A 26,158-nucleotide genomic window follows, 5' to 3' on the forward strand; every position below is an offset into this window, starting at 1 on the left:
TCGCGGCAGGTGCGGTCAGCCTACGTCCGCGCGCTCGACGGGACCAGGCCCAGGTCCTCCAGTTCGGTGTCGGTGAGCATGCGGGACCGGGTGAGGAACCGCTTGCCCTCGGGGACCTCGACCGAGAACCCGCCGCCGCGACCGTCGACGACGTCGATCGTCAGGTGCGTGTACTTCCAGTACTCGTACTGGGACCGGGACATGTAGACCTCGACGGGGTCGATGCCGTCGACGTCGAGCGCCCCCAGCAGCACGTCACCGGACCCGGTGCGGAACATCCCGACCGGGTAGCACATCGGGCTCGACCCGTCGCAGCAGCCGCCGGACTGGTGGAACATGAGCGGGCCGTGCCGGGCGGTGAGGGAGCGCAGGAGCTCCCCCGCCGCCGGCGTCACCGCGACACGTGCGGTGGGGTGCGGCATCAGAAGAACCCCATCGGGCCTTCTGCGTACGACACCAGCAGGTTCTTCGTCTGCTGGTAGTGGTCGAGCATCATCTTGTGGTTCTCCCGCCCGACGCCGGACTGCTTGTACCCACCGAACGCCGCGCCGGCCGGGTACTGGTGGTACGTGTTCTCCCACACGCGGCCCGCCTGGATGTCGCGGCCGGCCCGGTAGAGCGTGGTGGCCTCGCGGCTCCAGACCCCGGCGCCGAGTCCGTAGAGGGTGTCGTTCGCGATCGAGATCGCGTCGTCGTACCCGCTGAAGCTCGTGAGCGCGAGGACCGGTCCGAAGATCTCCTCCTGGAAGATGCGCATCGCGTTGTCGCCCTCGAACACGGTGGGCGTGACGTAGTACCCGCCGCTCAGTTCGCCGCCGAGGTCGGCGCGCTCGCCGCCGGTCAGGAGCTTCGCGCCCTCCTGCTTGCCGATGTCGATGTAGCTCAGGATCTTCTCGAGCTGGTCGTTGGACGCCTGCGCACCGATCATGGTCGCCATGTCGAGGGGATGCCCCTGCTTGACGGCACGGACACGGTCGAGGCCGTCGGCGACGAAGCCGTCGTAGATCTCCTTCGCGACGAGCGCCCGGGACGGACACGTGCAGACCTCGCCCTGGTTCAGGTTGAAGAAGGCGAAGCCCTCGAGTGCCTTGTCGTAGAAGGCGTCCTTCTCCTGGGCGACGTCGGCGAAGAACACGTTCGGGCTCTTCCCGCCGAGTTCGAGCGTCACCGGGATCAGGTTCTGCGACGCGTACTGCATGATCAGGCGACCGGTCGTGGTCTCCCCCGTGAACGCGACCTTGCGGACGTCGGGGTGCTGCGCGAGCGGGGCGCCGACCTCGAAGCCGAAGCCGTTCACGACGTTGAGGACCCCGGCGGGGAGCAGGTCCTGGATCAGGTCGATGAGCACGTGGATGGACGCCGGCGTCTGCTCGGCGGGCTTCAGCACAACGCAGTTGCCGGCGGCCAGGGCGGGTGCGAGCTTCCACACCGCCATCAGGATCGGGAAGTTCCACGGGATGATCTGCGCGACGACGCCGAGCGGTTCGTGGAAGTGGTACGCGACGGTGTCGTGGTCGATCTCCCCCGTCGAGCCCTCCTGCGCGCGGATGGCCCCGGCGAAGTACCGGAAGTGGTCGATCGCGAGCGGGATGTCGGCGCCGAGGGTCTCGCGGATCGGCTTGCCGTTCTCCCACGTCTCGGCGACGGCGAGCATCTCGGTGTTCTGCTCCATCCGGTCGGCGATCCGGTTCAGGATGTTCGCGCGCTCGGTGATGCTCGTCCTCCCCCACGCCGGGAAGGCCTTCCACGCGGCGGCGACGGCCTTGTCGACGTCGGTGGAGTCGCCCCGTGCCACCTCGGTGAAGGTCCTGCCGGTGACGGGTGTCGGGTTCTCGAAGTACTGCCCACCGGTCGGCGGCACGTACTCCCCGCCGATGTAGTGGTCGTAGCGGGACCGGAAGGTGACGAGGGAGCCGTCCTCCCCCGGTGCGGCGTAGGTGGTCGGCGAAGCTGCGATGGTCATGGTGGTGCCCTCTCGACGACGGTGTCGGTGGAGCGCGCGGTCCGTGCGCTCGGGAGCGACGCTACGAGCCGCGAGGTTGCATCCGGTTGCGAGTCCGGACGGTAGGGTCCATGCCATGGGGACGGAACACCCGCTGGTGGACGGGACCGGCGACGGGTACGTGGTGAGCGAGACCGTGCTGCCGGTCGTGGCACTGACGCCGATGCGCGCCGACCTGTTCCTGCGGGCCGCGGCCGACGGCCGCCGGGTCGTCGTCCTGACCCCGGACGCCGCACGGCTCACGGAGTCCTTCCGCCAGGTGCTCGACGGCGCCGACGGACGCTGGGTCGTCCGCGCCGAGGACGGTGCGCTCCGCGACGGCATGACCGGGACCGCACTCACCCGGGTGGCCGACGCGTTCCGGACCCCCGGCAGCGGTGACGCGGTCGACCCCCGCCACCTCGCGGTCCCCGTGCCCGACCAGGTGCAGTTCGTCGTCTCCGCGTCCATCCGGCACCGCGCCGATGCCGGCATCCGACTCGGCCGGGCGTGGGAGACGTTCGCGGCACTCGGGCCGGGCTCGACCCCGGTCGGGTGGGGCACCCACGAACCCGTCGAGGACGCCTGGGACAAGGACACGCTGACCGCCGCAGCCCGCGCCCGCATGCCGCACGACGCCCGCTTCTCGGTCATCGGGTCCCCCGACGCGCCGCTCGCCGGCTCGGTCACGGCGCGCCGCACCGACAAGGGCGTCGAGGAGGTCGTGACCGGCCTGGTCGGCGTCGGCGCGCCCGGCACCCCCGGCGTCCGACGCGCACACGACGCGGCCACCGTGCTGCTCGCCGACCTGTGCCGGACCGCGCTGCCGCTCGTCGCGATGGTCTTCGCCCGCGTCGGCTCGGCGGACCTGACGGTGCGCCCGGTGCTCGAACAGGACCCGGAGCCGGTCGCGATGCTGCTCGGGGCCCCCGCGGTGCAGGGCCTCGGGCTCGACGTCGACGAGATGCGGGAGCGCTTCGGCGCCGAACGCGTCGGCCGTCCGCGCGTGCCGTCGCTGGTGCTGCGGTTCCGCGACGGCCCCTCGCGTCCGGACGCCACCGGCTGGGAACGCCTGCGCCCCGTGGTCGACCACCTCGGCCGTGACGCCGTCGAGCGGCTCACCGGACGCGACCTCGGCGCAGACCGTCACTCGGAGGAGCACCCGCATGCCCCGTGAGCTCACCGTCCTCGGGCCGGTCCTGGTCGGTGACGCCGAGTTCCGACCCGCCGCTGCCGTGGTCGACCCCGGACTCGGCATGCGCCTGGTCCGCGAGGGTCTGGTCGCCCGGTTCATCGACGGTGACGGTCGGCTCATCGCCACCGTGCAGCACCCGCGCCGGGTCCGTTCGACGTCGGAGATCCGTCGACTGCTGCCGGACGTGTCGACGCTGCCGCCCGAGGCGGACGGTGGCGGGTGGTGGTGGACGGACGTGTTCGTCCCGCTCGACGACGAGACCGAGCCGATCGGCAGCGCGCTGGCGACGGCGATCGCGGAGCGGGCGCACGGCGTGCTGTCCGCCCAGGACACGAGGCGACGATGACCGACGACCCACTGTTCACCAGCCTGTTCGCCGCGATGCAGGCGGCTCCCGACGACGTGGCCCTGCGTGGGCAGGTCGCGCAGCTGCTCCTGCAGCGCGGCCGTGCCGCCGAGGCGCTCCAGCACGCCGGGATGGTCCTGCAGCAGGACCCGGGCAACGCGCTCGCCCTGCAGGTCCTGACGGACGCGACCGCCGCGCTGCGGCCGGGAGGCCCGGTGCCGGTCACCGACGACGCCACCGACACCGAGCCTCCCGCCCGTGCCGCCGAGGGCTTCGACTGGCGACGTGCCGAGGCGGACCTGGGACGCAGCGTCCCGCCGCCGTTCGTCGAGCCGAGGGCGGACGACGCCGGGACGGACGAGTCGGCCGAGTCGGCCGAGTCGGCCGGTGCGCCCGAGAAGATCCGCGTCGACGGCGAGGGCGAGCACGCCCTCGACATCGAGATCGAGCGTCCGGACGTCACGCTCGACGACGTGGGCGGGCTCGAGGACGTCAAGCAGCGCATCCGCGAGTCCTTCCTGGAGCCGATGCGCCACCCGGAGATCGCCGCCGCGTTCGGCAAGACCCTGCGTGGTGGACTGCTGCTGTACGGGCCTCCCGGGTGCGGCAAGACCTTCATGGCCCGGGCGATCGCCGGCGAGCTCGGGGCGCACTTCGTGACGGCACGGATCGACCAGATCCTCGACCCGTACGTGGGCAACACGGAGAAGAACCTGCACGCGGTGTTCCAGGCGGCAAGGACCCGGGGACCCTCGGTGCTGTTCCTGGACGAGATCGACGCGCTCGGTGCACGCCGGTCGAGCATCGGCAGCGGGTGGAGCGGCCTGCGGCAGATGGTGAACCAGCTCCTGCTCGAACTCGACTCGGTCGGCTCGGAGAACGACGGCCTGTTCGTGCTCGCGGCGACGAACAGCCCGTGGGACGTCGACCCGGCGTTCCTGCGCCCCGGTCGGCTCGACCGGATGACCCTCGTGCTGCCACCCGACGCCCCGGCGCGCGAGGCCATCCTGCGGCACCACTTCGCCCGGCGTCCGATCGCCGGCATCGACCTCGGCCAGGTCGTCGCGGCGACCGAGGACTTCTCCGGCGCCGACCTCGCGCACCTGGTGACCTCGGCCGCGGAACAGGCAATGGCGAAGTCCGTCGCCGCGGGCGAGATCCAGCCGCTCGGCATGGCGGAGGTCCGGCACGCGCTGACCCAGGTGCGGCCGTCGACCGGGTCGTGGCTGGTCACGGCGAAGAACGTCGCGGCCTTCGCGAACGCGGACGGGCGGTACGACGAGCTGGTGGCGTACCTGAAGCAGAAGCGTGTCCTCTGACGCTCCCGCGGGTGCCGACGCGGTCGGGTCCGCTGCTGCTCGCGCGGGGTCGCTCCGCGCGCTCGGGCAGCTCGACATCGCCGAACGGGTGCTGCGCGAGGCGCTCGCCCAGGCGCCAGGCGACCCGGAGCTGCTCAGCGAGTGGGCCGCGCTCCACCAGGCGCGCGGCGAGCTGCAGCAGGCCGAACAGGCAGCGCGCGCCGCGGTCCAGGCCGCACCGGACACGCTGCCGCCGTACCTGCGGCTCGTCGCCGTCCTGATCGCCGCCGGCCGGGGACCGGAAGCCCGTGTCATCACCGGCCGACTCGTCCCGATGGCGCCCGACGTGGCGGGGCTCTGGGCGCAGCACGCGATCGCGAGCATCGACGCACGGGGACGCCGACTGCCCGAGGTCCGGCAGGCGTACGAGCGGGCGATCGAGCTCGAGCCGGACTCCCCGGACTGGTACGCCCTCGCCGCGGTCTGCGAGCGGGCCCACCGCAACACCCACTTCGCGCGCGAGCTCGTCGTCGAGGGACTGCAGCGGGCCCCGCAGCATCCCGGGCTGCTCGCCATGCGCGCCGAGTACGCCCCGGTCGCTGACCAGCCGGACCTGCTGCTCGACCTGCTGGTGTCGAACCCGGGCGACGAGGAGTCCCGCGAACTCCTCGACGCGGCCGTGACCTGGGAGCGCCGCGCCGCCGCGGCCGTTGCGCTCGTCCCGGCGCTCGTGGCCGTCGTGCTGCTCGCCGCCGGGCCGGGCGTGGTCGGCGCCGTCTTGACGACCCTCGCTGCCGCACTCGGCGGCGTCGGGTCGTGGTTCCTCCTGCGGCGGTACCGCCGTCGGCGGGACCGGCTGCCCGCGAGCTACCTGGGGACACTGCCGCGGCGCGGAGCGGTGCTCGCGCGGTGGGGCGGGCTCGCGGCGACGGCCCTGGTCGTCGCCGCGGTGGCGCTGCGGTGGGCTGCGCCGGTCCTGCCCGGGCCGGACGCGCTGCCCGCAGCCCTGGCCGCGGGCGCTGCCACCGTGTTCGGACTGGCGTCGGTGGTCGCGCTCCTGCCCGGCGACGACCGTGTCCTGCGCACGGCACGGAACCGGACCGGACGGGTCCTGTGGGGAACGGCGTGGCAGTTCGGCAGCCTGCGGCAGGAGCTCGCGCTCTGGTCCGGCCTGGTGGTCGGCGTGCTCGGGATCATCGCGACGTCGACGTCCCTCGACGGCTCGGCGCCGGCCGGCCTGGTCACCGCCGTCGCGTGGCCCCTCGCGCTCGTGACCGCGTCGATGTTCGTCGAGGCGTTCCGCGCGGGACGGTTCGCCGCGCAGCGGTACTTCCGGAGCCTGGGGATCCGCTACCGGCTGTTCGCGCTGGTCGTGCTGACGGCGGGGCTGGTCGGGATCGGCGCCGCCGGGTTCCAGGCTCCCGGGGACCGCGGGTCGTCCGATGCGCCGGACCCAGAGCCAGGGTCGTCGTACTCGGTCCCGGGGTTCCAGGACCGCACGGTGACACCCGTGCCGGTGCCGACCTTCTCGATCCCCTCGTTCGACCTGCCGACCGTGCCGCCGATCACCGGCGAGGGCTGAGGGCCGGGCATCGTCGGGTCCTCATCCGCTGGCGAGTCGCTGGGCCACCGCCCGCACATCCGCAGGTACCGCGGCGTCCGGTCCCGCGCCGCGCAGGGCAGCGAGCAGCACCCGGACGACGCAGGCCGCGTCCGCTCCCGACGCTTCCGCCAGCGCGATCGCCGCTGACCGGCCGCCAGGCTCCGGACGGGACAGGACGAGGGACACGGCGACGGACAGGGCGTCCACGTCGCTCGTCCCGCTGGGCGCCATGAGCACGGCGCCGTGGTCTGACCGCTCCCGGGCCCTCGCTGCGGCGGCCCGGAGCGCCGCGTCGACCGTGGCGCCTGAAGGCTGCTGGAGCCGATGCAGGAGCGCCGAGGTCTCGCGCAGACCCTTCGACAGGTCTGCGCCGTCAGTGACAGCCCGCAGCACCGCCGCCGTGGCCGCGCCGGCCACGACGTCGAGCGACCACGCGTCGGCCGGCGCCGAGAACAGACCGAACTCCGTGAACGCCTGCTCGGGTGACCAGCCACCGACCAAGCCGAACGGGATCGCCGCGACCATCGGGGACATCGATCCGAGGACAGCCACCCGCCCAGGATGATCGGTCCGGTCCACGTGCGCTGCCGTGGCCGCAGCTCCACGGAGCCGCGCCCCACTCCGCTCGGCGCCCTGCTGGACCCACGTGGACAGTGCTGCCGCGATCCGTTGGACCGGGGGCAGGTCGGGGCGCGCGGACGCGGCGAGCCGTTCCCGGAGCACGGTCATCGTGGTGACGGACGGTTCGCTGGTCGCCGCCAACTCCGCCACGAGGTCCGTGACCGTGGCGCCGGTCGGGACGCCGGATCCCCGAGAGGACCGGAGTCGCTCGGCGACGAGGGACAGCGCCTGGTCTGCAGCGAGACCACGGTCCGGAGCGGCGAGGAACCCTCCGGCGTCCGCACCGCCACACCAGAGGAAGCCGTCCGGTCGCGACGGCTCGTCGCCGACCGCCCACACCTGTATCGGACCGTCAGTCTCGTCTGCCGCGGAGGCCCGGCCCCGGACATGCGGGACGATGTCGTCGCGCATGTGGCCAGCAGGCGACGGCGCGAGCGGCCAGGTGTCGCCGCGCTCGCTCAGCGCGCCCACGCCGGGACGAACTCCGGCGCTCGTCCCTGCGATGCAAACTCCGCTCGCCACGCGTCGAGGTCCGGCACCGGGTCGTCGTTCGTCCGCGGCACCCGGGGGTCCGCCGCACCGAAGTCGAGACGGTCGTCGTACACGAACGAGAAGGAGAACGAGCCCGCAGCGGTCAGGTGCAGTTCGGCGCCGACCCACGACCCCTTCTGCGGGTCCGCCGCGGCGCGGCGGAGGACCTGGAACTCGTCGAGCATCGGCTCCGGGACCGCGATCGAGGTCGTCTGCCCTGCGGACACGACGGAGCCCCGTGCCGTGTGTTCGCGGCCGCAGAACGCGACGAAGAAGTCCGCGGTGTCGAAGGGCCCGCCCTGCGACAACCACCGGTAGGCGTTCCCCGCGAGCGTCGTCTGCGCCTGTGTCATCGACTGGAGCGAACCAGCGGTCGGGTCCGGCTCGGACGCCGTCTGCTGCCCTGCGGTGTCCGAGCGCGACGCCAGGAGCTGCGGCGGGAGCTGCGGGTGCACGTGAGTGACCAGTGCGATCGGCAGGTACAGCTCCTGCGGCCCGGGGTTCACCAGGACACCGCGATCAGGGTTGGCGATGTCGATGACCCGTGCCCCGTTCAGGACGACGACGTCGTTGGCCGCGGGGAACTCGACCTGCACACTGTGCTGTTCACCGGTGAACACGACGAGTGCTGCACCATCGGCACGCGGCTTCGAGATGGGGTAGGCCATGCCGTCGGTCATCTGCATGGGGACGAGGAGCGGGCTGGCGATGAACCCGTTGACGAAGTCCCCGAGCGCCGCGGGATCAGCCACGGCGCTGACGAGTCGGGCGTCGAGTTCCGGGTTGTCCATCCCGGTCATCGATCGATCCGCCGCGCGAGCTGCCAGTCCACCAGGTCGAACACCGCGGACCACCGCGGCGAGGAATCCAATCGGTCGTTCTGCTCGTTCATCACAGGCCTCCTCGTGTGGTTCGGCGGGCCACAGATCGTCCGCCGGGAGCTCGGAATGCTCAGACTGCTCGAGGTGCGCCTCGACCCCGAGCGACCTCCGTCTAACCGTACCGGAGGCTGAGCAGTACGCTGATCTCGATGGACTTCACACCCTCGCACACCTTCCTGCAGGCCGTTCGGCTCCTCCATCAGCGGGGCTGGGAGTCGGTGCGGGTGTTCCCTGAGCTGTACGAGATCGGCGACTGGCGGTGCTGGCTCAACGCCTCGGGTTTCGGGTCCGGCCGACGGCCGTTCCGGATGGCGGTCTACCTCGGATCCGAGGACTGGGAGATGCCGTTCGAGCACGACCCGTCCGATCCGCTCACCCCGGAACAGATCGCTGACGGGCTCGAACCAGGCCTTGACGATCGAGCACGCCAAGCAGACCCGTCCTACGGCCCCTGGTTCGAAGAACTCCTTCGACGGAGCGGCCCCGACGCGCTGCCGGTGTTCCGGGGCGGCGGGCTGGCGCGCGGCGCTGGGCCCGCGGTGATCGGTCAGGACGGTGAGCTCACCCCACTCGACATGGCTCCGGAACCACCCGAACCGATCCGCGCGACCACCGTCGGCTGACCACGCCTTCGTCGAATCGACGGCCGTTTCAGAACAGCTCGGCAGTGAACTTCCCGGGAGTCGTCGGCGCCCGATGGGTTGGCTCGTGGTCGGCGATCGCGTCAGCGCACGCCTGCAGCAGCGCGTCTGGGTCGTCCGTCGCCGCACCGTCGATGACCTCGTCGAGCACGGTCACGAGGACACCTCGTCGCTCGACCTGGACGTCGCCGACGAGCCGGAAACGGGAACCGGGGAGGAACACGACCTCACGTTCGTCCGGGTGCGCCGAGAACGGGGCGATGCTCCGTCCCGTCCGCGAGCGGAACGCAACGAGTCCGTCGACCGTGTCGCCCTCACTTGCCACGTCAGGGTCGGATGACGTGGCGGTGAGGCCGCGGAGGGAGAACTCGCCCACGAGACGGAAGTGACCGGGCAGCGCGCCGCCGTGGAACACGATGCCGGCGGTTGCCGGGAGCTTCGACAGCGCATGGAGGAGCACCTGCACGCGTTCTGACGTGTCAACCACCCGAGCCCTCCCGCAGGGTGATCCGCCACTTGCCGTTCACGAGCTCCTTGCTCACGACCTCGAACTGCGTGTGCCGTTGGAACAGCACCTCGTCCTCGCGCATGACGTCCGAGAACGGCTTCACGTTGACACCGGTCTTCCCTTCGATTGTCAGGACCGTGTTCCCAGGGAAGGCCTTCGTCGGGTCGGTGGAGGTGCTGATGAAGCCCTCGTCACTCCACGGCTTCCCGACCTGGAGGCCGTCCAGCGTCGACTTGTCGAACTGCACGCCGCGGTAGAAGGTCCCTTCGACCGGCGGCAGCTTCGCGATGGCGTCGGTCGTCCGGGAGATGTCCGCCTCCAACGAGGTCGCGTCTGCCGGTGAGTGGATGTCACGAAGGTGGTCGTTCATGTCGCCGTAGTGCGAGGTCGTGTAGTCGTAGACACCGAGCACGTCGTCCTTCGTGAGCGTCGGGTACGCCTCGGACACGGCGGTCGCCCACTCGTCCTCGGACTTGACGAAACCGGTGCCGTCGTTGGAGCGGTACTGCTTGTTCACCTCATCCAGCTGGGGCAGCGGTGTGTCCGCAGGGGCGCCAGGAGGGGGCGCATCGAGACCGGTGTGGGGAGGCACGTGTTCCACGGGCGGTGCATCGTGCCCAGCAGCTGGCGCGTCGTGTGCAGCAGGCGGAGCATCGTGCGCAGCCGCAGGCGGCGCGTCGTGCGCAGCCACAGACGGCGCGTCGTGCGCAGCCACAGACGGCGCGTCGTGCGCAGCCACAGACGGCGCGTCGTGCGCAGCCACAGACGGCGCGTCGTGCGCAGCCGCAGACGGCGCGTCGTGCGCAGCAGCGGGCGGCGCGTCGTGCGCGACCGGCGGGACGTCGTGACCCGCGGGCGGCACGTCGTGCGTCACGGGCGGGACGTCGACCTTCGCGGCGTCTCCGGCCAGGTCGACGCTCGTCGTGGGCAGCTCGCCCTCGCGGGTCACCTTCGCGACGTCGCCCGCGTCGATGCCCTTCGCGACACCAGCCAGGTCCGACCCCGTGATGCCCTTCGCAGCGTCGACGAACCCGTCGGCGCCACGGGCAGCCCGGGCAGCGTCGTCCGCGAACCCGCCCGCACGGGCCACGTCGCCCGCGGCATCGGCAGCCGCGGCGGTCGCGTGCGCGCCGGCGCTCGCTTCGCCGGCGCCGGGGATGAACAGGGTGCCGATGTTGAACGCACTCGCGCCGGCTGCCCCGCCCGGGTCGTCGACCCACGACTGCGCGATGTTGTAGCCGTCCCAGGACGACGACTCCCACCACTCGTCGGGGAGCTTCAGCCCGACGAGCCCGCCGACGGTGTCAGCCAGGGCGGTGGTGTCGTCGTGGCCCCAGTCCGACAGGAACTGCTGCGTGTCCTTCGGCAGGAAGTCGCCGAGCGGCGTGTTGCCGAGCGTGTTGACCACGGTGCCGACCGGCGACAACGCCGACGCCAGGTGGCCGAGACCGAGCCAGGACCCGGCGAACGTCTGCCCCGCGCGGTCGAACGCGTCGCCGACCATGTCCGAGCGCCCGGTGATCCCACCCGCGATGGCCTCGGCGTACCAGGGGACCCCGGTGCCGTCCCACCCGGTCAGCAGCGAGCTCAGGCCCTTGGCCATGCCGCCGAGACCGTCGACCACGACGCCCTTGACCAGGTGCGCGGGGAACCCGGCGGCCTTCTCGCCGCAGGACTCCTTGCGGTCACCGGTGGAGCCCCACGGGGTGTCGATGTCCTGCTGGCCGGCCCACGGCATCGATGCCTCGGCCGCCGCCATGATCTGCGCCGGGGTCCCGGTGGGGCTGCCCGGCAACGGTGCCAGACACGCGGCCCCGAGGATCGCGTTCGCGCAGGTCTGCTGCGCGGCGAGCCACTCCTCGGCCAGGTCGGCCCCACGGCGGATCAGCCGGTTGTTCTCGTCGACCATGTCCGGGTCCTGGTCCCACGACGTGATCTCGACCTTGGTGCCGGTGATCAGGCTGACGCCGAGCGTGCTCACGGCCTGCGAGGCGATGACGTAGCCGTCGTCGGAGTTCTGCACCTTCGGTTGGAAGTGGTTCGCCCGGTAGACGAAGTCCTCGGCGTCGGTGCGCAGCGTGTCGAGCTTGGTCTTGATCGGGCCGACCGCCTCGGCATAGGTCGACAGCGCGGTCGCCACCGCGGTGAGCCCGTCTCCGAGCAGCGTCGTCGCCGTCCCGACCGGGGTCATCACCGAGTACAGGTGTTCGGCGCCGTCCGACTGGTACGAGCCGGAGATCGCTTGCCAGGCGCGGACCGTGTCACCGCCACCGGTCGACACCGTGGTGCCGAGCGTCGAGATGGTCGACGCCCCCGTCGACACCGACGCGGCGTCGATCTTGTCCCCGGGCAGCTTGCTCGGGTCGATCAGGCTCACGGCGCGACACCCAGGATGGACAGGTCACCGTTGCCCGCGGCGATCCCCGCGTTGGTCTCCATGGTGGCCGCGATCTCCTCGTCGCCGTGCACGACGGCGTTCGTCGCGGCGACCGCACCGTCGATGGCGGCGGGGACGTGCCGTGTGATCGTCGTCACGTTGTCGGACATCGCGTCGAAGAACTGCGACAGCGCTCCGTTGATCAGCTCGGACTGGGCTCCGGTCGCGACGGTCTGCACCGCACCGTCGATCTTGCCGAGCGCGTCCATCACGGGCTGGCTCTTCGTCGCGACGTCGGTCAGGACGGTCTTCACCCCGGCGGGGTCGACGTTGTAGGTCATGGCTCACCTGTGTCCGCCCGGCCGTCGACCGGCCGGGCGATGTGCTCGGGTCGTCAGCCGATGCTGTCGACGGCGCTCTTGGCCTTCTGGATGGTCTGCTGCGCGGTCTGGTCGGTCGACTGCAGCGAGGTCCGGAGTGTCGCGATGATGCTGCGGACCTCGGATGCAGCGTTCTTCCAGCGGAGTTCCTTCGACTGGTACTCGTCGGAGACGCCGTCGGCCTGGTAGTCGCTCATCGCGGCGCGGACGTCGCCGTCGCGCTGGTCGATCAGTGCCTCGAGCTGGGCGGCGACGCGGTTGAAGTTGTCCTGCGCGCTCTGCGAGGCGGCGACGTCGTAGTCGCGGCGGTCTGCCTGGTTGCCTGCCATGGTGCTCCCCCTGGTGTCAGTGGCCGGCGCCGAAGCGCGCAGCGTCGAAGTTGACGGTGCCGGACGCCTGGGTGGCGTCGTCGGCCATCTGCTGGTCGCCCTGCCCGAACGCGGTGTCCATGCCGCCGATGCCGCTCAGCACAGCGGCGAGGGCGGCGTTGAGCTCGTTCGCCACCTGGTCCGACTGGGACTTGAACCGGTCGAAGGCCGCGCGGCCCGCACCGTTGAACTTGCCCTGCAGCGGCTCGGCCGCGGCGAGCAGCGCCTTCACCTGGGACCCGAGGTCCTGGGAGGCACTGCCGGTCTTCTTGCTCAGCTGGCCGAGTGTGTCGGCCCCCATCGCGAACTTCACGTCTGTTCCCCTCAGTCGGTCGTGCGCTCGTGCACCAACGTCGACATTGTTCTCCATCGGAACGACTCGTGCAAGATGCAACGGGAGGTTCTCCCACCGGCTGCTAGCCTCTCCACGCTGCAGTCCTGCGGATCCACGGGGAGGAACCGATGCCGAGCGCGCTCGTCGGCTCGTTGAGCTGTGCCCGGTGCTCGCGCATCCTGGCCGCTGCCGAGCGGTTCTGCACCCGGTGCGGCGCCCCCCAGGTCGGAGCTGCGACCGGGGCCGCCACCGCGACCGGTGCCGGCCTGCTGGCCGGGGTGGTACCGGCAGCCCCGACTCGACGGCGGACCGCGGCCGTCGTCGACGGCCTGGCCACGATCCTCCCGGCCGGCGTCCTGGTGGTGTCGCTCGTCCGGACCGACACGGCGGGCGCCGTCGTCGCAGGCGTCGCGCTGGCCGTCCTCGTCGTCCTGGTCCAGCTGCTCGCCGTCTGCCGGACCGGCCTGACCCTCGGACTCGCCGTCACCCGGCTGCGCCGCGTCGACGTGCTCAGCGCCCTGCCGCCGACGGCCGCGACGGCGATCCGCGGCACCCTCGCAGCGTGGTCGCCGCACACCACGATCACCGCCGACGTGCGACGCGGCCGGGACCCGCTCACCCCGGCCCTGCCGGCCCTGCACGTGCAGCAGCTGGGTCCGGCGGTGGTGCCGTCGGCACCCGTCGCGGGCGAGGGCCGCCGCGCAGCCCGCGCACGGCAGGACGGGACGACCGAGACCCGACGCGGTGCGCGCCAGCAGGTCGTGCCGCTCGCCGACGTCCGGCTGGTCCCCGCCTCGGGCGACACGATCGTCGTGCGCGGTACCGTGCTCGTGGGCCGCCGCCCCGAGGCGGACACCCCGGACGTGACCGTGCACGCGCTGCCCGACATCGCACGCACGCTGTCCCGCAACCACGCCGTGCTCGAGTGGGCGGACGACCTGCTCTGGGTGACGGACCTGCACACCACGAACGGCACGACGATCACCTCGCCCGAGGGAGCCGTCCAACCGCTGGTGCCGGGGCAGCGCACGGCCGCCGCGACCGGGTGGCGGGTCGAGCTGGGCGAACGCGAGTACACGGTGACGGCCGGAGGACCGGCGTGATGCCCGGGCCCCGTCGCCACCACCACGAGGAGACGACCGAGCGTGCCTGACAACAACGACACGATCCTGCTGGAGTCGGTGCGGACGCACCGGGTCCGTCTGCGCGGGGCCTTCCTGATCGGCGAGCTGGCGGAGCGCCGCACGGTCAACGACAACGTCCGACGCCTGGTCGGCAGCATGGTGCTCGCCGCCGTCGTGTGTGCCGGATGTGTCGGGACGGCCTTCGTCCTGAACGCGATCCAGAACGGACAGGCCGGCGGCCTCGGCGGGTCTGCCGGCACCACGAGCACCACGGCACCCGCGAGCGGGACGAGCGTCGGGGGGAACCGGTGACCGACTTCACACGCCTGACCGTCGTCGGCGCCACCCGCCGAGCGACGCTCGTCATCCCGAGCGACGAGACCCTCGGGTCGCTGGTCCCGCGGCTCGTCGAGCTGCTCGACGAACGGGTCGCCCCGGTCGCGCGTCCGCTGACGCTGCTCCGGTCGACCGGCGAACAGCTCGACACCACGGCGTCGGCCGCCGACCAGGGCGTCGCCGACGGCGAGGTGCTGCGGCTGCTGCGACTCGACGAGGCCCCGCCCCCGCCCGAGGTCAGCGACGTGACCGACGCCGTCAGCGACGCACTCGGCTCCCGCTCCGGTCTGTGGGGACCCGGTCCACGCCTGCTGGTCGGCGGCGTGGGCATCGGTCTGCTGACGCTCGCCGCCGGGGTCGCCGCGCTCGACCTGCCGGGCCTCCGAGCAGTCCCCGCGATCGCGTGGGCCGTCTGCGTGGTCGCCGGGCTCGGCCTCGCCCTGGTCCGGGTCCGGACCGTGGCCTGGGCCCTCCTCGCCGCCGCCCTCGGGCTCGCGTTCCCGACCGCGGTCGGCCTGGAGGCCCTGCTCGCCTCCGCCGGGCCGTCCGGCTCCGTCACGCTCGGTCTGGCCGCGCCCACCGCGACCGTCGCGTGGCTCTCGCTGTTCCTGGTGGCAGGACTGGGCCGCCGCTCCGCGCCGGCCGCACTGGGCTCGGCGGTCGGTGTGGTCGGCGCCGGCGTCGCGACGCTGCTCGAGCGGACCCCGATGACCGGGGTCGAGAGTGCCGGTGTGCTCGCCACCGCCGCGGTCCTGGTGATCGGGCTCATCCCCTGGTACGCGATGTCGCTGTCGGGGTTGACGGGGCTCGACGACCAGGTGATCACCGGACGCCTCGCCCGGCGCGAGACCGTGCTGACCACGGTGGACCGCGCCTACCGGACGCTCACGTGGGCCACCTTCGCGGTGGCCTCGACGCTCGCCGTCGCCCTGGTCGGGGTCGCCGAGGCGACCGGTCCGTGGGCGCAGTGGCTCGGGGTCGCACTCGTGACCGTGACCGCGCTGCGGACCCGCGCGTTCCCGCTCGCGGCGCAGGTCGCGGCGCTGTGGGCGGCGACGGTGCCGGCGGTCGTGGTCGGCGTCACGGTGCACCTGCGCGGCGACGACGGAGCACTGGCCCCCGCTGTCCTCGCCGGTCTGGCGGTCGTGGTCGCGCTGCTCGTGCTCGTGGCCCCCGCCCGGCACCAGCGTGCGTCGCTCCGGCGGCTCGGCAACGTCGTCGAGTCGCTCGCGGTGATCGCCCTCGTCCCTCTGCTGATCGGCACGTTCGGCGTGTACGGCCAGCTCCTCGGGGCGTTCTGATGAGCGTGTTGCGGTCGCTCGTCGGCACCGCCCCGGCCGCGGTCCTCGGAGCCACGGCGTCCGGGACGGGCGTGCTGGAGCAGGCCGACCGTGCGATCCGCGCCCCGCTCGCCCTCAGTCGACGGCTCGGCTTCGTGCAGCTCACCGGCGGGGTCGGCGCATCCACGTCGGCGTCGCTCGTCGCCAACCTGGTGGCCCACCGCCGGACGGGTCCGGTCCTGGGGGTCGACGCTGCGGCCGGCGCGCGCTCGATGCTCTGGCACGCGGGGCTGCCCGACCTGCCGCCGACCCTCGACGACGCGCGACGGCGCGACCCGGCGAGCACGTCGGACGCCACCACCGGACTCGCCCGCGCCGGTTCCGGGCTGTACGCCCTCGACGTCCGCGAGCCCGGCACGGCGGACGAACACGACGCACCGCCCCGTCAGGCGACCGAAGCCCGCTGGGCCGAGGCGGTCGCCCCGGTCACGCGGTTCTTCGACGTGGTCTGCACCGACTGGGGCGTCCGCGCCCCCGGAGTCGACCTGACCGCGGTCGCGTACGCCAGCCACGCCGTCTGCCTGGTCGCGAGGACCGACCGGGTGTCGCTCGAGCGTGCCATGGCGGTCGTCGAGGCCGTCCGCGCGCTCGAACACCGACCGACGGTCGTCGTGGCCGCGGTGGACGTCGGGCGCTCGGGCTCGCGAGCCGTCGAAGCCGTCCGGTGGCCGGACGCCACGGTCCTGCGGATCCCCGCCGACCCGGCACGGCTCGCGGGCGCCCCCAGGTCGACGCGCGACCTCACCGTCGCGACCCGCACCGCGCACGCCCGGCTCGCCGCCGCGCTGCTCGACACGACGACGGCCGGCACCGCGACCGAACGGAGCGACCGATGACGCGTCGACTCGTCCACCGTCCCACGCGCGTGAGCCGCCCGCTCCGCGACGAGCCGACCGAGCCGCTCGCCCCGCCGCCCGCGCTGCCGGAGGGGCCCGTCGGCGGCATCCCGATCCAGACGCTGCTGCCCGTCGTCGGATCACTCTCGTCGATTGTGATGATCGTCGTGCTGCGCAACGCCAACCCCGTCTTCATGGTGATCGGGGCCGTCGTGCTCGTGGTCGCCCTGGTCGGGGGCGTCGGCATGGCCGTGTCCCAGCGCGGGAACCAGGCCAGGACCCGACGGTCGCAGCGTGAGCGCTACCTCGACTTCCTCGAACGGACCCGGACCGAGATGCGGGCGCGGGCCCGCGACGTCCGGGCGAAGGCCAGCGTGCTGAACCCGGAACCGGACGCCCTGATCGAGGTCGTCCGCGACCCGGCGCGGCTGTGGGAACGCCGGCGCGGCCACGACGACTTCCTCGTCGTCCGCGGTGGGGTCGGCGACGTGCGCTGGTTCGACCTGACGCTGCCCGACGACGAGAACCCGGTCCAGCCCTTCGACCCGATCATGCTCGACGAGGCGCGCACGGTCGTGCAGCACTACGCGACCGTCGCGGGCATGCCGGTGACCGTCGACCTGGACCGCGCCGGCCACGTCGCGGTCATCGGCGACCGGGACCGTGTGCTCGAGGTGGCGCGCGGGATGATCGCCCAGCTCGCGACGCTGCACTCCCCCGAGGACCTGCACCTGGCCCTCGTGCACCCCGGTGCCCGCGCCGACGACTGGCGCGGGTTCGACCTGCTGCCGCACGCCGTCGACGACGAGCTGCTCGACGGCGACGTCCCGGCGCGGCGCATCGCCCCCGACGTCCAGTCGCTCCTCGGCGTGATCGGCGGCGAACTGGCGGACCGGGCGCAGTTCGCCGCGACTGCCAAGCGAAGTTCGGGGACGAGCGACCAGGCCGAGAACGCCCGGCTCGTCGTGTTCGTCGACGACCACGGGCACATCGCCTCCGACCTGCCGGTGCCGGACGCCGACCTCGGGCTCGCGGAGCTCCAGGTCACGACCGTGCACCTGCTGTCGGACCGCCTGCACGAGCCGTCCGACGTCACCGTCCGGATCGTGGTCGAGGACGACGACGCCACCGTCACCGACGCGCGGCGCGAGGCCGACGGCGAGGTCGTCGAGACGCGCTTCCGGACCGACCGCGTGCCGGCGACGACCTTCGAGACCCTGGCCCGCGAGCTCGCGCCGCTGCGGCTCAGCCTCACCGCGCAGGACGCCGCCGAGTCGGTCGACGGCATCGGCGTGACGGAGCTGCTCGGCATCACCGACATGGCCGACGTCTCGCCCGAGCAGGTCTGGCTTCCCCGCTCGCCCCGGGACTTCCTACGGGTGCCGATCGGTCTCGACGACTTCGGCGCGCCCGTGCTCCTCGACCTGAAGGAGTCCGCGCAGCTCGGCATGGGTCCACACGGCATCTGCATCGGTGCGACCGGCTCCGGCAAGTCCGAGATGCTCCGGACGCTCGTGCTCGGCCTCGCGCTCTCGCACTCCCCCGAGGACCTCAGCATGGTCCTCGTCGACTACAAGGGCGGGGCCGCGTTCGCCCCGTTCGCCGGACTCCCGCACATCGCCGGCATCATCGACAACCTCGAGGACGACGCCGGGCTCATCGAACGGGCACGCGCCTCGATCGCGGGCGAGGTCGTCCGACGACAGCGGGTGCTGCGCGACGCCGACAACGCGCCGTCGATCACGCACTACCGCGAACTCCGCACGCAGCGTCCGGAACTGCCGCCGCTGCCACACCTGCTCCTCGTGATCGACGAGTTCGGCGAGCTGCTGACCGCGGAGCCCGAGTTCATCGAGCTGCTCATGACGATCGGGCGCATCGGACGGTCCATCGGCGTGCACCTGCTGCTGTCGAGCCAACGCATCGAGGCCGGACGGCTGCGGGGGCTCGACACGTACCTGTCGTACCGGCTGGGCCTCCGGACGTTCTCCGAGGCCGAGAGCTCCACGATCCTCGACCGCCCCGACGCGTTCCACCTGCCCGCGATCCCCGGCTACGGGTACCTCAAGGTCGACACCTCCGTCTACCGGCGGTTCCGTGCGGGGTACGTCTCCGGGCCAGTCGAGGCGACCACCGTCCGGGCCGAGCCGGCGTCGCGACCGGAGCCGGTCCTCCTGCCCGTCTTCAACACCCTCGCCTCCGATGCGGGTGACCACGGACCGGGCGAGACCGAGCTCCGTCGTCCGCAGACCGGACGCGCACTGGTCGACGAAGCCGTCGAGCGCCTGCTCGACGCCGACCGCACCACCCGCCCGATCTGGCTGCCACCGCTGCCGACGCGACTCGCGCTCTCGCGGGTGATCACCGAGCGGGTCGAGGACGTGCCAGCGCTGCGCGTCCCCCTCGGGCTGCTCGACGACCCGTCCGAACAGACGCAGCGCCCCTGGTACCTCGACCTCACGCGAGCCGGCGGGCACGCCGCCGTGATCGGGGCCCCGCAGTCCGGTCGCTCCACGATGCTGCGGTCGATCGCCGCGTCCACGGCCCTGACGGCGACGCCCCAACAGGTCAGCCTGTACGGGCTGGACCTCAGTGGGAGCGGGCTCGCGCGGATCGAGGCCTTCCCCCACGTCGGTGGCGTCGCGACCCGGGCGGACCCGGCACGCATGCAGCGGTTGCTCGAGGAGCTCCAGCTCATGCTGGCCACCCGTGAGCGCGCGTTCCGCGTGCACGGGGTCGACTCCCTCGACGCGCTGCGTGCCCGGCACGCGGCCGGTGCGCTGCCGGAGCTCCCGAGCGCCGAGGTCGTCCTGCTCGTCGACGGGTACGGCGCCGTGCGCGACGAGTACGAGCGGTTCGAGCCCGTCCTCGGCGAACTGCTGCAGCGCGGCTCCGGACTGGGTGTGCACGTCGTCATGACGATGACGCGGTGGAACGAACTGCGCATGGCCGTACAACCGCTCGTGGGGACCCGGGTCGAACTGCGTCTGAACGACCCCGCCGACTCGGTGGTCGACCGTCGGCTGTCACAGACGATCCGTGCCGACCAGCGCGGCCGGGCGATCACCGAGGAGCGGCGCTTCGTCCAGCTCGCACTGCCGGTCATGGACGACGTGGACGACGACGACGTGGCGGACGCCCTCGAGGCCCTGGCACGTCGGGCGGCGGACAGCTGGTCGGGCCCGGGTGCGGCTCCCATCCGCCTGCTGCCGGCCGACTACGAACCGGCGGAGCTCCCCGACCCCTTCGTCGAGCCGGACCGGGTGCCGTTCGGGCTGCGCCAGGACACCATGCAGCCGGCGTTCCTCGAGCTCGGCGACCGCGACCAGCACCTGCTCGTCTTCGGCGACTCCCGGTCGGGCAAGTCGACGCTGCTGCGCGGGGTCGTCGAGGGGCTGGTCGACCGGCACTCGCCCGACGAGCTCGTCGTCGCCGTGATGGACAGCCGTGGTGCCCTCGCCGACGTCTGCCCCGACGACTACCTGGGCGGACAGGCGTCGAGCGCCCTCGAGGCCCGGTCGCTCGCGGCGGCCATCGCCGAGGAACTCGCCAAGCGGCAGGCCTCGTCCGACCGCGGCTCCGGCCCTCGGATCGTCGTGGTCGTGGACGACTTCGACATCCTCGCCAGCGGCGGGACGCAGCCGCTGGAGCCGCTGCTGCCCTACCTGCCGTCGGCCCGCGACCTGCGCCTGCACGTGCTCGTGGCACGACCGGTGGCCGGTCTGCAGCGGGCGCTGTTCGACCTGACCCTGCAGGCGCTCCGCGACACCGGCGGCAGCACCTTCCTGATGTCCGGGGAGCGGAGCGAGGGGCAGATCGCGCCGCAGGTGTACGCCGAGCCGATGACCGCCGGCCGCGGTCGCATGCTGCGGCGCGGCGAACGGTCGTTCATCGCCCAGGTCGCGCACTTCCGGACTGCGGGCACGACCGCGGAGGACGACCGGTGAGCGTCACGCCCGTCCGGATCGTCGTCGCCGGCACGGCCGGCGGTGTCGGCACGACCACGGTCGCCGCGCTGCTGTTCGAGGCGCTCCGCCGCGCGTCCGTCGTGGGTGCCCCGGTGCTGTACGACCACTCGGGCGGCGACCTCGGCCTCAGGCTGCCGAACGGCGACGACGTGTCGGCGGTCGAGGACACCGTCGCCGTCCACGACGTCGGAGCGCACGCGTGGCGCGGTGGCATCGAGGCCCTGGCGTCGCCGGCCGACCTGCTCGTCGTCGTGGCTCCGGCGACGGGCGTCGGGCTCGCCGACGCTGCGCGCGTCCTCGAGGCCGCCACCGGTCGCTCCGGACGGACCGCGTCGACGCGGACGCTCGTCGTCCTCAACACCCCGTTCGGCTCCGACGTCGACCGTCGGGACGTGGACGAGTTCCGGCTCCGGCACGACCACAGCAGCGTGCTGCGCCTGCCCTCCGACCGGGCGCTCGGGATCGGCGGCCGGATCCCGTCGTCCCGCCTGTCCGCCGCCACCCGACGGGCCCTCGCCGAGTTCGACCGGCGCACCGTCGGCATGCTCGCGACGCAACGCCGCGGCTGATCCCCGGGTACCGTCTGAGTCCCGAACGATCAGGAGGACCTCCCGTGGACTCTCGTGCCGTCCGCACGTTCCGGGTGTTCGTCGTGGTGACCGCCGTCGTGGCGATCGTCCTCGGCGTCGTCGCCGTGGTGCTGCCCGACCCCTCGCTGGTCGTCGTCGCGCTGCTGTTCGGCGTCTACCTCGTCGTCGCCGGGGTGCTGCGGGTGTACGCGGCGGTGCGCGGACACGGCACGCCTCCCGTCTGGCGCTGGACCTCGGGAGTCGTCGGCACCCTCGTCGCGCTGGCCGGGCTCGTCACGCTCCTCGATCCGCTGGTCCCCCTCGTCGTCTACGCGGTGCTCGCCGGGGTGGGGTTCGTGATCGAGGGCGTCGTCGCCCTGGTCGGTGGGGTCGTCGGGCACCCCGGGTCCTCGCGTGTCCCCACGGTCGTCAGCGGTGTGCTGTCGGTCCTGGCGGGTGTCGCCGTGCTCGTCGCGCCCGGCATGGCACTGACGGTGTTCATGGTGCTGGCGGGGATCGCGCTCGTCGTCGTCGGCATCGGGGCGCTGCTGCTCCTGCCGCCGCGGTCAGCGGTCCGCCGCCAGGGCGCTCCCGCCCGCGCCGATCGCCGTTAGGCCGCGCCGGTCCCGAACAGCAGGCCGAGCAGGTACGTCACCACGGCCGCGCCGAAGCCGATGGCGAGCTGCCGGAGCGCCCGGCGGAGCGGCGACGCCCCGCTCAGGACCCCGACGACCGCGCCGGTCCCGAGCAGCGCGACGCCGACCAGGAACGCCGCCACCGCGATCGCCGCCCAGCCCTCGAGCCCGAACAGGTACGGCAGCACCGGGATGACCGCGCCGGAGGCGAAGAAGCAGAAGCTCGAGATGGCGGCGCTCATGCCGTTGCCGACCGCCTCGTGGTCGTCGGCGACCCGGGTGGGCCCGGTCGCGGGCCCGCTGCCCAGTCCGGCGATGACCTCGGCGGCGTGCGACTCGGCTTCGGCCTCGGGCATGCCACGCGCCCGGTAGACCAGCGCGAGCTCGTTCGCGTCGACGTCGAGGTGCGCGACCGCGTCCCCGGCGTCGGGGTGCGGTGCCGATGCCTCGAGCAGCTCCCGCTGGGACCGGACGGAGACGTACTCGCCGGCACCCATCGACAGCGCACCGGCGAGGAGCCCCGCGATCCCGCTCAGCAGCACGAAGTGCCGGTCGGCCCCGCTGGCGCTGATGCCGATGATCAGCGCCAGGTTCGACACCAGGCCGTCGTTCGCGCCGAACACCGCCGCCCGGAACGTGCCGGACAACCGCATCCGCCCGCGGTTCGCGAGGCCGCGGACGACCTCGCCGTGGATCCGCTCGTCGGCCGCCATCTGCGCGGTGGCGTCGTCGTCGTCGGCGTACGGGGAGCGGTCCTCGGCGCGCTGCATGAGCGCGAGCACGAACACCGACCCGAAGCGCTTCGCCAGGGCAGCGAGCACCCGCGTGCGCAGACTGCCCCGCAGCGGCCGACCTGCGTCGTCGCCGAGCAGGTCGACCCAGTGCTGCTCGTGGCGGCCCTCGGCCTCGGCCAGCGCCGCCAGGATCTCGCGCTCCTCACCGTCACGTCGCGCGGCGAGGTTGCGGTACACGGCCGCTTCGGCGCGCTCGTCCGCCAGGTACCGGCGCCAGCGACGCACGTCGCCCGGCTGACGGGCCGCCGTGTCGGTCTGGAGGCTGTGCTCGCTCATCGGGTCGTCTCCTGTCGGTGGCTGGCCGGGTCTCGACCCGGCGCGCGCGTCCTGGGCCAGGCCGCGCACTGGACGCGGCGAGGGCGCGGACCGGAGCCTGCCTGCACCCGTGTGCAGGGCCTCCGGGCCGCGCCCTCGCGCGTCGCGGGACTAGTCCCGAACGTACGCCGGGGCCGCCTCGGCGTGCGCGTCACCGACGCGGTGCACGCGCAGGTCGTTCGTCGAGCCCTCGATCCCGGGAGGCGAACCGGCCGTCACGATCACACGGTCGCCGGGCGACGCCAGGCCGTTCTCGAGCAGGACGTCGTCCACCTGCGAGAACAGCTCGTCGGTGTGGGTCTTCCGCTCGACCAGGAACGAGCGGACGCCCCAGGTGAGGGTCATCCGACGGCGGGTGGCCTCGTTCGGGGTGAAGGCGATGATGGGCAGGCCGTGCCGCAGTCGCGACATGCGGCGGGCGGAGTCACCGGACTCGGTGAACACGCAGAGGTAGGACGCCTCGGTGAACTCGGCGATCTCGACCGCTGCGAGCGTGATGGCTCCACCGAGCGTGCGCGGCTTCGTGCCGAGCGGCGCGATGCGCTCGAGGCCGTGGTCCTCGGTGGACTCGACGATGCGGGCCATCGTGCGGACGGTCTGCACCGGGTACTCACCGACGCTCGTCTCGCCGGACAGCATGACCGCGTCGGCCCCGTCGAGCACGGCGTTCGCGACGTCGGAGGTCTCGGCGCGGGTGGGGATCGGCGACGAGATCATCGACTCGAGCATCTGCGTCGCGACGATGACCGGCTTGGCCATGCGGCGGGCGAGCTCGACGGCGCGCTTCTGCACGATCGGGACGGCCTCGAGCGGGAGCTCCACGCCGAGGTCACCGCGGGCGACCATGATCGAGTCGAAGGCGTCGATGATCTCCTCGAGCGCATCGACCGCCTGCGGCTTCTCGATCTTGGCGATGACGGGCAGGCGCTTGCCCTCTTCGTCCATGATCTCGTGCGCACGGACGACGTCCGAGGCGTTGCGGACGAACGACAGTGCGATGAGGTCGGCGCCCTGGCGGATGCCCCAGCGCAGGTCGGCCTCGTCCTTCTCGCTGAGCGCGGGGACGTTCACGGCGACACCGGGGAGGTTGATGCCCTTGTTGTTCGAGACCGTGCCGGCGACGACGACCTCGGTGCGGACACGCACGCCGTCGGTGTCGAGGACGCGCAGCCGCACGCGACCGTCGTCGATGAGCAGCGGGTCGCCGGGCTTGACGTCCTGTGGGAGCCCCTTGAAGGTCGTGCCGCAGATCTCCTTCGAGCCGGGCACGTCCTCGGTCGTGATCGTGAAGACGTCGCCGACGTCCAGGTGGTGCGGGCCGTCGGCGAACCGGGCGAGTCGGATCTTCGGACCCTGCAGGTCGACGAGGATCGCGACGGGCTTGCCGAGCTCGGCCGCCGCGCGACGGACGTTCTCGTAGTTCGCCTCGTGGACGCTGTAGTCACCGTGGCTGAGGTTGAGTCGAGCGACGTCGACACCCGCCTCGATGATCTCCTTGACGGTCTCGTAGTCCGAGGTGGCCGGTCCGAGGGTCGAAACGATCTTTGCGCGTCTCACTGGATTCCTTCGTGTGTGGTGGTGGGGCCTGCGTGCATGGTGTTCGTGGGGCTTCGCGGTACGAAGAGAGGCCACCAGCACCCTATCGAGTGCCGGTGGCCTCCTGCTCACCCTGAGACGTGCATCAGACGGAGATCGCCCGGTCGGTCGCCTTGACCGGGGCGGGGAGCATCGTCGTCCCCTCGAGGTACTCGTCGACCTTCGCGGCGGCCGCCCGGCCCTCGGCGATCGCCCACACGATGAGCGACTGCCCACGACCCGCGTCACCGGCGACGAAGACGCCGGGCTCGTTGGTCGTGTAGTCGGCACCGCGTGCGACCACGCCCCCGGCGCTGAGCGGCAGGCCGAGCTGGGGTTCGAGGGTGTCGGTCTCCGGTCCGGTGAAGCCCATCGCGACGAGGACCAGGTCGGCCGGGATCTCGCGCTCGGTGCCGGCCTTGGGGACACGACGCCCGTCGAGGTACTCGGTCTCGGCCACGCGCAGCGCACGGACCTCGCCCGCCTCGTTGCCCAGGAACTCGACCGTCGAGGCCAGGAACGCACGTTCGCCGCCCTCTTCGTGGGCGCTCGTGACCTCGAACACGGTCGGGAACATCGGCCACGGCTGGTCCTCGGGACGCTCCTCGGGAGGCTGCTTGCCGATGGCCAGGTTCGTGACGCTCAGGGCGCCCTGTCGGTGCGCGGTGCCGATGCAGTCCGCGCCGGTGTCACCGCCGCCGATGACGACGACGTGCTTGCCCTCGGCGGTGACCTGGTTGTCGACCACCGTGCCGGCGCCGGCACGGTTCTGCTGGACGAGGTACTCCATCGCGAAGTGCACGCCGGCCAGGTCGCGACCCGGGATCGGCAGGTCGCGCGGAACCGTCGCACCCGTGGCGACCACGACCGCGTCGTACCGCGACTTCAGGTCGTCCCAGGTGATGTCGACGCCGATCTCGACACCGGCGCGGAAGCGCGTGCCCTCGGCCTGCATCTGGGCGAGTCGCGCGTCGATCTGGCGCTTCTCCATCTTGAAGTCCGGGATGCCGTAGCGCAGCAGCCCGCCGATGCGGTCGTCGCGCTCGTAGACCGCGACCGTGTGCCCGGCTCGGGTGAGCTGCTGGGCGGCGGCGAGTCCGGCTGGTCCGGAACCGACCACGGCCACGGTCTTGCCGGTCAGGCGCTCCGGCGGGTGCGGTGTGACCCACCCGTTCTGGAAGGCCTGGTCGATGATCGAGACCTCGACCTGCTTGATCGTCACCGGCGGCTGGTTGATGCCCAGCACGCAGGACGACTCGCAGGGTGCCGGGCACAGACGGCCGGTGAACTCGGGGAAGTTGTTCGTCGCGTGCAGCCGCTCGATCGCCTGACGACCCTCACCACGCCAGGTCAGGTCGTTCCACTCGGGGATGAGGTTGCCGAGGGGGCAGCCCTGGTGGCAGAACGGCACGCCGCAGTCCATGCAGCGGCCGGCCTGGCGCTTGAGCTGGCCCGACTCCTGCTGCTCGTAGACCTCTTTCCAGTCCATGAGCCGCACCGGGACGGGCCGACGCTTCGGCAGTTCGCGTTCCTGGACCTTCAGGAACCCCTTGGGGTCAGCCATGTGTTGCCTCCGGGGTGTCGGTCTGGTGTGTCGTCAGG

24 protein-coding genes are annotated in these 26,158 nt (G+C 72.5%); 12 read left to right on the forward strand and 12 right to left on the reverse strand.

Going from position 1 to position 26,158, the window contains the following annotated elements:
- Nucleotides 1-20: 20 nt before the first annotated feature.
- Both DEJ13_RS09725 and exaC read right to left on the reverse strand, forming a co-directional pair.
- A complete protein-coding gene (locus DEJ13_RS09725) occupies nucleotides 21-422 on the reverse strand; it encodes a DUF779 domain-containing protein (protein ID WP_111106296.1) in 402 nt (133 codons plus the stop codon).
- Nucleotides 422-1,963 carry an acetaldehyde dehydrogenase ExaC gene (exaC, locus tag DEJ13_RS09730; protein ID WP_056124322.1) on the reverse strand — a complete coding sequence of 514 codons (1,542 nt, stop codon included), beginning with the start codon at nucleotides 1,961-1,963 and terminating at the stop codon, nucleotides 422-424. The genes DEJ13_RS09725 and exaC overlap by 1 nt, the downstream gene beginning before the upstream one ends.
- 115 nt (nucleotides 1,964-2,078) lie before the next feature.
- On the opposite strand from exaC, the gene DEJ13_RS09735 reads away from it, so the two are divergent.
- From DEJ13_RS09735 to DEJ13_RS09750, 4 genes are read left to right on the forward strand one after another with little or no spacing between them, the layout of a single operon-like run.
- Nucleotides 2,079-3,158 (forward strand): DUF6177 family protein, encoded by a 1,080-nt coding sequence (locus DEJ13_RS09735; protein WP_111106297.1) that lies wholly within the window; start codon nucleotides 2,079-2,081, stop codon nucleotides 3,156-3,158.
- Nucleotides 3,148-3,522 carry a hypothetical protein gene (locus DEJ13_RS09740; RefSeq protein ID WP_111106298.1) on the forward strand — a complete coding sequence of 125 codons (375 nt, stop codon included), beginning with the start codon at nucleotides 3,148-3,150 and terminating at the stop codon, nucleotides 3,520-3,522. Before DEJ13_RS09735 ends, DEJ13_RS09740 begins: the two co-directional genes overlap by 11 nt.
- Nucleotides 3,519-4,841, forward strand: coding sequence for an AAA family ATPase (locus DEJ13_RS09745; protein WP_111106299.1), 1,323 nt, complete (start codon nucleotides 3,519-3,521; stop codon nucleotides 4,839-4,841). The genes DEJ13_RS09740 and DEJ13_RS09745 overlap by 4 nt, the downstream gene beginning before the upstream one ends.
- Nucleotides 4,831-6,402, forward strand: a complete 1,572-nt coding sequence (locus tag DEJ13_RS09750) for a tetratricopeptide repeat protein (RefSeq protein WP_111106300.1) — start codon at nucleotides 4,831-4,833, stop codon at nucleotides 6,400-6,402. The genes DEJ13_RS09745 and DEJ13_RS09750 overlap by 11 nt, the downstream gene beginning before the upstream one ends.
- A gap of 21 nt (nucleotides 6,403-6,423) precedes the next feature.
- Here DEJ13_RS09750 and DEJ13_RS09755 read toward each other — a convergent pair whose 3' ends face one another.
- Together DEJ13_RS09755 and DEJ13_RS09760 are read right to left on the reverse strand one after the other, a co-directional pair.
- Nucleotides 6,424-7,515 carry a hypothetical protein gene (locus tag DEJ13_RS09755; RefSeq protein ID WP_111106301.1) on the reverse strand — a complete coding sequence of 364 codons (1,092 nt, stop codon included), beginning with the start codon at nucleotides 7,513-7,515 and terminating at the stop codon, nucleotides 6,424-6,426.
- On the reverse strand, nucleotides 7,503-8,375 hold the full coding sequence (locus tag DEJ13_RS09760) for an SseB family protein (protein WP_111106302.1): 873 nt from the start codon (nucleotides 8,373-8,375) through the stop codon (nucleotides 7,503-7,505). Before DEJ13_RS09760 ends, DEJ13_RS09755 begins: the two co-directional genes overlap by 13 nt.
- A gap of 230 nt (nucleotides 8,376-8,605) precedes the next feature.
- On the opposite strand from DEJ13_RS09760, the gene DEJ13_RS09765 reads away from it, so the two are divergent.
- Nucleotides 8,606-9,079, forward strand: coding sequence for a hypothetical protein (locus DEJ13_RS09765; protein WP_111106303.1), 474 nt, complete (start codon nucleotides 8,606-8,608; stop codon nucleotides 9,077-9,079).
- 28 nt (nucleotides 9,080-9,107) lie between these two features.
- On the opposite strand, the gene DEJ13_RS09770 is transcribed toward DEJ13_RS09765, so the two are convergent.
- The 5 genes from DEJ13_RS09770 to DEJ13_RS09790 are packed head-to-tail and all read right to left on the reverse strand — an operon-like array spanning nucleotide 9,108 to nucleotide 13,043.
- Nucleotides 9,108-9,584: an ADP-ribosyltransferase family protein gene (locus DEJ13_RS09770; protein ID WP_146245189.1), complete on the reverse strand. Its 477-nt coding sequence runs from the start codon at nucleotides 9,582-9,584 to the stop codon at nucleotides 9,108-9,110.
- Nucleotides 9,577-11,982, reverse strand: coding sequence for an ADP-ribosyltransferase (locus DEJ13_RS09775; RefSeq protein WP_111106305.1), 2,406 nt, complete (start codon nucleotides 11,980-11,982; stop codon nucleotides 9,577-9,579). The genes DEJ13_RS09770 and DEJ13_RS09775 overlap by 8 nt, the downstream gene beginning before the upstream one ends.
- Nucleotides 11,979-12,323 carry a DUF6507 family protein gene (locus DEJ13_RS09780; RefSeq protein WP_111106306.1) on the reverse strand — a complete coding sequence of 115 codons (345 nt, stop codon included), beginning with the start codon at nucleotides 12,321-12,323 and terminating at the stop codon, nucleotides 11,979-11,981. Before DEJ13_RS09780 ends, DEJ13_RS09775 begins: the two co-directional genes overlap by 4 nt.
- 53 nt (nucleotides 12,324-12,376) lie before the next feature.
- Nucleotides 12,377-12,691, reverse strand: coding sequence for a pore-forming ESAT-6 family protein (locus DEJ13_RS09785; protein ID WP_056124295.1), 315 nt, complete (start codon nucleotides 12,689-12,691; stop codon nucleotides 12,377-12,379).
- 16 nt (nucleotides 12,692-12,707) lie between these two features.
- A complete protein-coding gene (locus DEJ13_RS09790) occupies nucleotides 12,708-13,043 on the reverse strand; it encodes a WXG100 family type VII secretion target (protein ID WP_056124291.1) in 336 nt (111 codons plus the stop codon).
- Nucleotides 13,044-13,192: 149 nt separating this feature from the next.
- Here DEJ13_RS09790 and DEJ13_RS09795 point away from each other — a divergent pair, with 149 nt between their 5' ends.
- The 7 genes from DEJ13_RS09795 to DEJ13_RS09825 are packed head-to-tail and all read left to right on the forward strand — an operon-like array spanning nucleotide 13,193 to nucleotide 21,851.
- The gene (locus DEJ13_RS09795) at nucleotides 13,193-14,167 is read left to right on the forward strand and encodes an FHA domain-containing protein (RefSeq protein WP_111106307.1); all 975 of its coding nucleotides are present in this window, start codon (nucleotides 13,193-13,195) and stop codon (nucleotides 14,165-14,167) included.
- 42 nt (nucleotides 14,168-14,209) lie between these two features.
- A complete protein-coding gene (locus DEJ13_RS09800) occupies nucleotides 14,210-14,500 on the forward strand; it encodes a hypothetical protein (RefSeq protein WP_181436956.1) in 291 nt (96 codons plus the stop codon).
- Entirely contained in the window at nucleotides 14,497-15,825 is a 1,329-nt protein-coding gene (locus DEJ13_RS09805) for an EsaB/YukD family protein (RefSeq protein ID WP_181436957.1), read from the forward strand. Before DEJ13_RS09800 ends, DEJ13_RS09805 begins: the two co-directional genes overlap by 4 nt.
- Entirely contained in the window at nucleotides 15,825-16,700 is an 876-nt protein-coding gene (locus DEJ13_RS09810) for a P-loop NTPase family protein (RefSeq protein ID WP_111106309.1), read from the forward strand. Before DEJ13_RS09805 ends, DEJ13_RS09810 begins: the two co-directional genes overlap by 1 nt.
- A gap of 29 nt (nucleotides 16,701-16,729) precedes the next feature.
- Complete coding sequence (eccCa, locus tag DEJ13_RS09815; RefSeq protein ID WP_258374042.1) at nucleotides 16,730-20,647, forward strand: type VII secretion protein EccCa; 3,918 nt, start codon at nucleotides 16,730-16,732, stop codon at nucleotides 20,645-20,647.
- Nucleotides 20,644-21,237, forward strand: coding sequence for a hypothetical protein (locus DEJ13_RS09820; protein ID WP_181436958.1), 594 nt, complete (start codon nucleotides 20,644-20,646; stop codon nucleotides 21,235-21,237). The genes eccCa and DEJ13_RS09820 overlap by 4 nt, the downstream gene beginning before the upstream one ends.
- A gap of 44 nt (nucleotides 21,238-21,281) precedes the next feature.
- A complete protein-coding gene (locus DEJ13_RS09825) occupies nucleotides 21,282-21,851 on the forward strand; it encodes an HdeD family acid-resistance protein (RefSeq protein ID WP_181436959.1) in 570 nt (189 codons plus the stop codon).
- Here DEJ13_RS09825 and DEJ13_RS09830 read toward each other — a convergent pair.
- The 3 genes from DEJ13_RS09830 to DEJ13_RS09840 all read right to left on the reverse strand — a co-directional run bounded on the left by DEJ13_RS09830 (nucleotide 21,848) and on the right by DEJ13_RS09840 (nucleotide 26,120).
- Nucleotides 21,848-22,942, reverse strand: a complete 1,095-nt coding sequence (locus DEJ13_RS09830; RefSeq protein ID WP_111106312.1) for a VIT1/CCC1 transporter family protein — start codon at nucleotides 22,940-22,942, stop codon at nucleotides 21,848-21,850. The two genes, DEJ13_RS09825 and DEJ13_RS09830, sit on opposite strands and share 4 nt — an antisense overlap.
- 150 nt (nucleotides 22,943-23,092) lie before the next feature.
- Nucleotides 23,093-24,538: a pyruvate kinase gene (gene pyk / locus DEJ13_RS09835; RefSeq protein WP_056124261.1), complete on the reverse strand. Its 1,446-nt coding sequence runs from the start codon at nucleotides 24,536-24,538 to the stop codon at nucleotides 23,093-23,095.
- A 124-nt stretch (nucleotides 24,539-24,662) separates the two neighbouring features.
- Nucleotides 24,663-26,120, reverse strand: coding sequence for a glutamate synthase subunit beta (locus DEJ13_RS09840; RefSeq protein ID WP_111106313.1), 1,458 nt, complete (start codon nucleotides 26,118-26,120; stop codon nucleotides 24,663-24,665).
- Between the last annotated feature and the right edge of the window lie 38 nt (nucleotides 26,121-26,158).

The sequence above is a fragment of the Curtobacterium sp. MCLR17_007 genome (genome assembly GCF_003234655.2).
Classification (GTDB): Bacteria; Actinomycetota; Actinomycetes; order Actinomycetales; family Microbacteriaceae; genus Curtobacterium.

Coding starts and splice junctions, on each gene's coding strand:
- DEJ13_RS09785 (WP_056124295.1), bottom strand. CDS start 12,691: ATGGCAGGCAACCAGGCAGACCGCCGCGACTACGACGTCGCCGCCTCG.
- DEJ13_RS09760 (WP_111106302.1), bottom strand. CDS start 8,375: ATGACCGGGATGGACAACCCGGAACTCGACGCCCGACTCGTCAGCGCC.
- exaC (WP_056124322.1), bottom strand. CDS start 1,963: ATGACCATCGCAGCTTCGCCGACCACCTACGCCGCACCGGGGGAGGAC.
- DEJ13_RS09840 (WP_111106313.1), bottom strand. CDS start 26,120: ATGGCTGACCCCAAGGGGTTCCTGAAGGTCCAGGAACGCGAACTGCCG.
- DEJ13_RS09810 (WP_111106309.1), top strand. CDS start 15,825: ATGAGCGTGTTGCGGTCGCTCGTCGGCACCGCCCCGGCCGCGGTCCTC.
- DEJ13_RS09740 (WP_111106298.1), top strand. CDS start 3,148: ATGCCCCGTGAGCTCACCGTCCTCGGGCCGGTCCTGGTCGGTGACGCC.
- DEJ13_RS09795 (WP_111106307.1), top strand. CDS start 13,193: ATGCCGAGCGCGCTCGTCGGCTCGTTGAGCTGTGCCCGGTGCTCGCGC.
- DEJ13_RS09735 (WP_111106297.1), top strand. CDS start 2,079: ATGGGGACGGAACACCCGCTGGTGGACGGGACCGGCGACGGGTACGTG.
- DEJ13_RS09830 (WP_111106312.1), bottom strand. CDS start 22,942: ATGAGCGAGCACAGCCTCCAGACCGACACGGCGGCCCGTCAGCCGGGC.
- DEJ13_RS09780 (WP_111106306.1), bottom strand. CDS start 12,323: ATGACCTACAACGTCGACCCCGCCGGGGTGAAGACCGTCCTGACCGAC.
- DEJ13_RS09765 (WP_111106303.1), top strand. CDS start 8,606: ATGGACTTCACACCCTCGCACACCTTCCTGCAGGCCGTTCGGCTCCTC.
- DEJ13_RS09725 (WP_111106296.1), bottom strand. CDS start 422: ATGCCGCACCCCACCGCACGTGTCGCGGTGACGCCGGCGGCGGGGGAG.
- DEJ13_RS09745 (WP_111106299.1), top strand. CDS start 3,519: ATGACCGACGACCCACTGTTCACCAGCCTGTTCGCCGCGATGCAGGCG.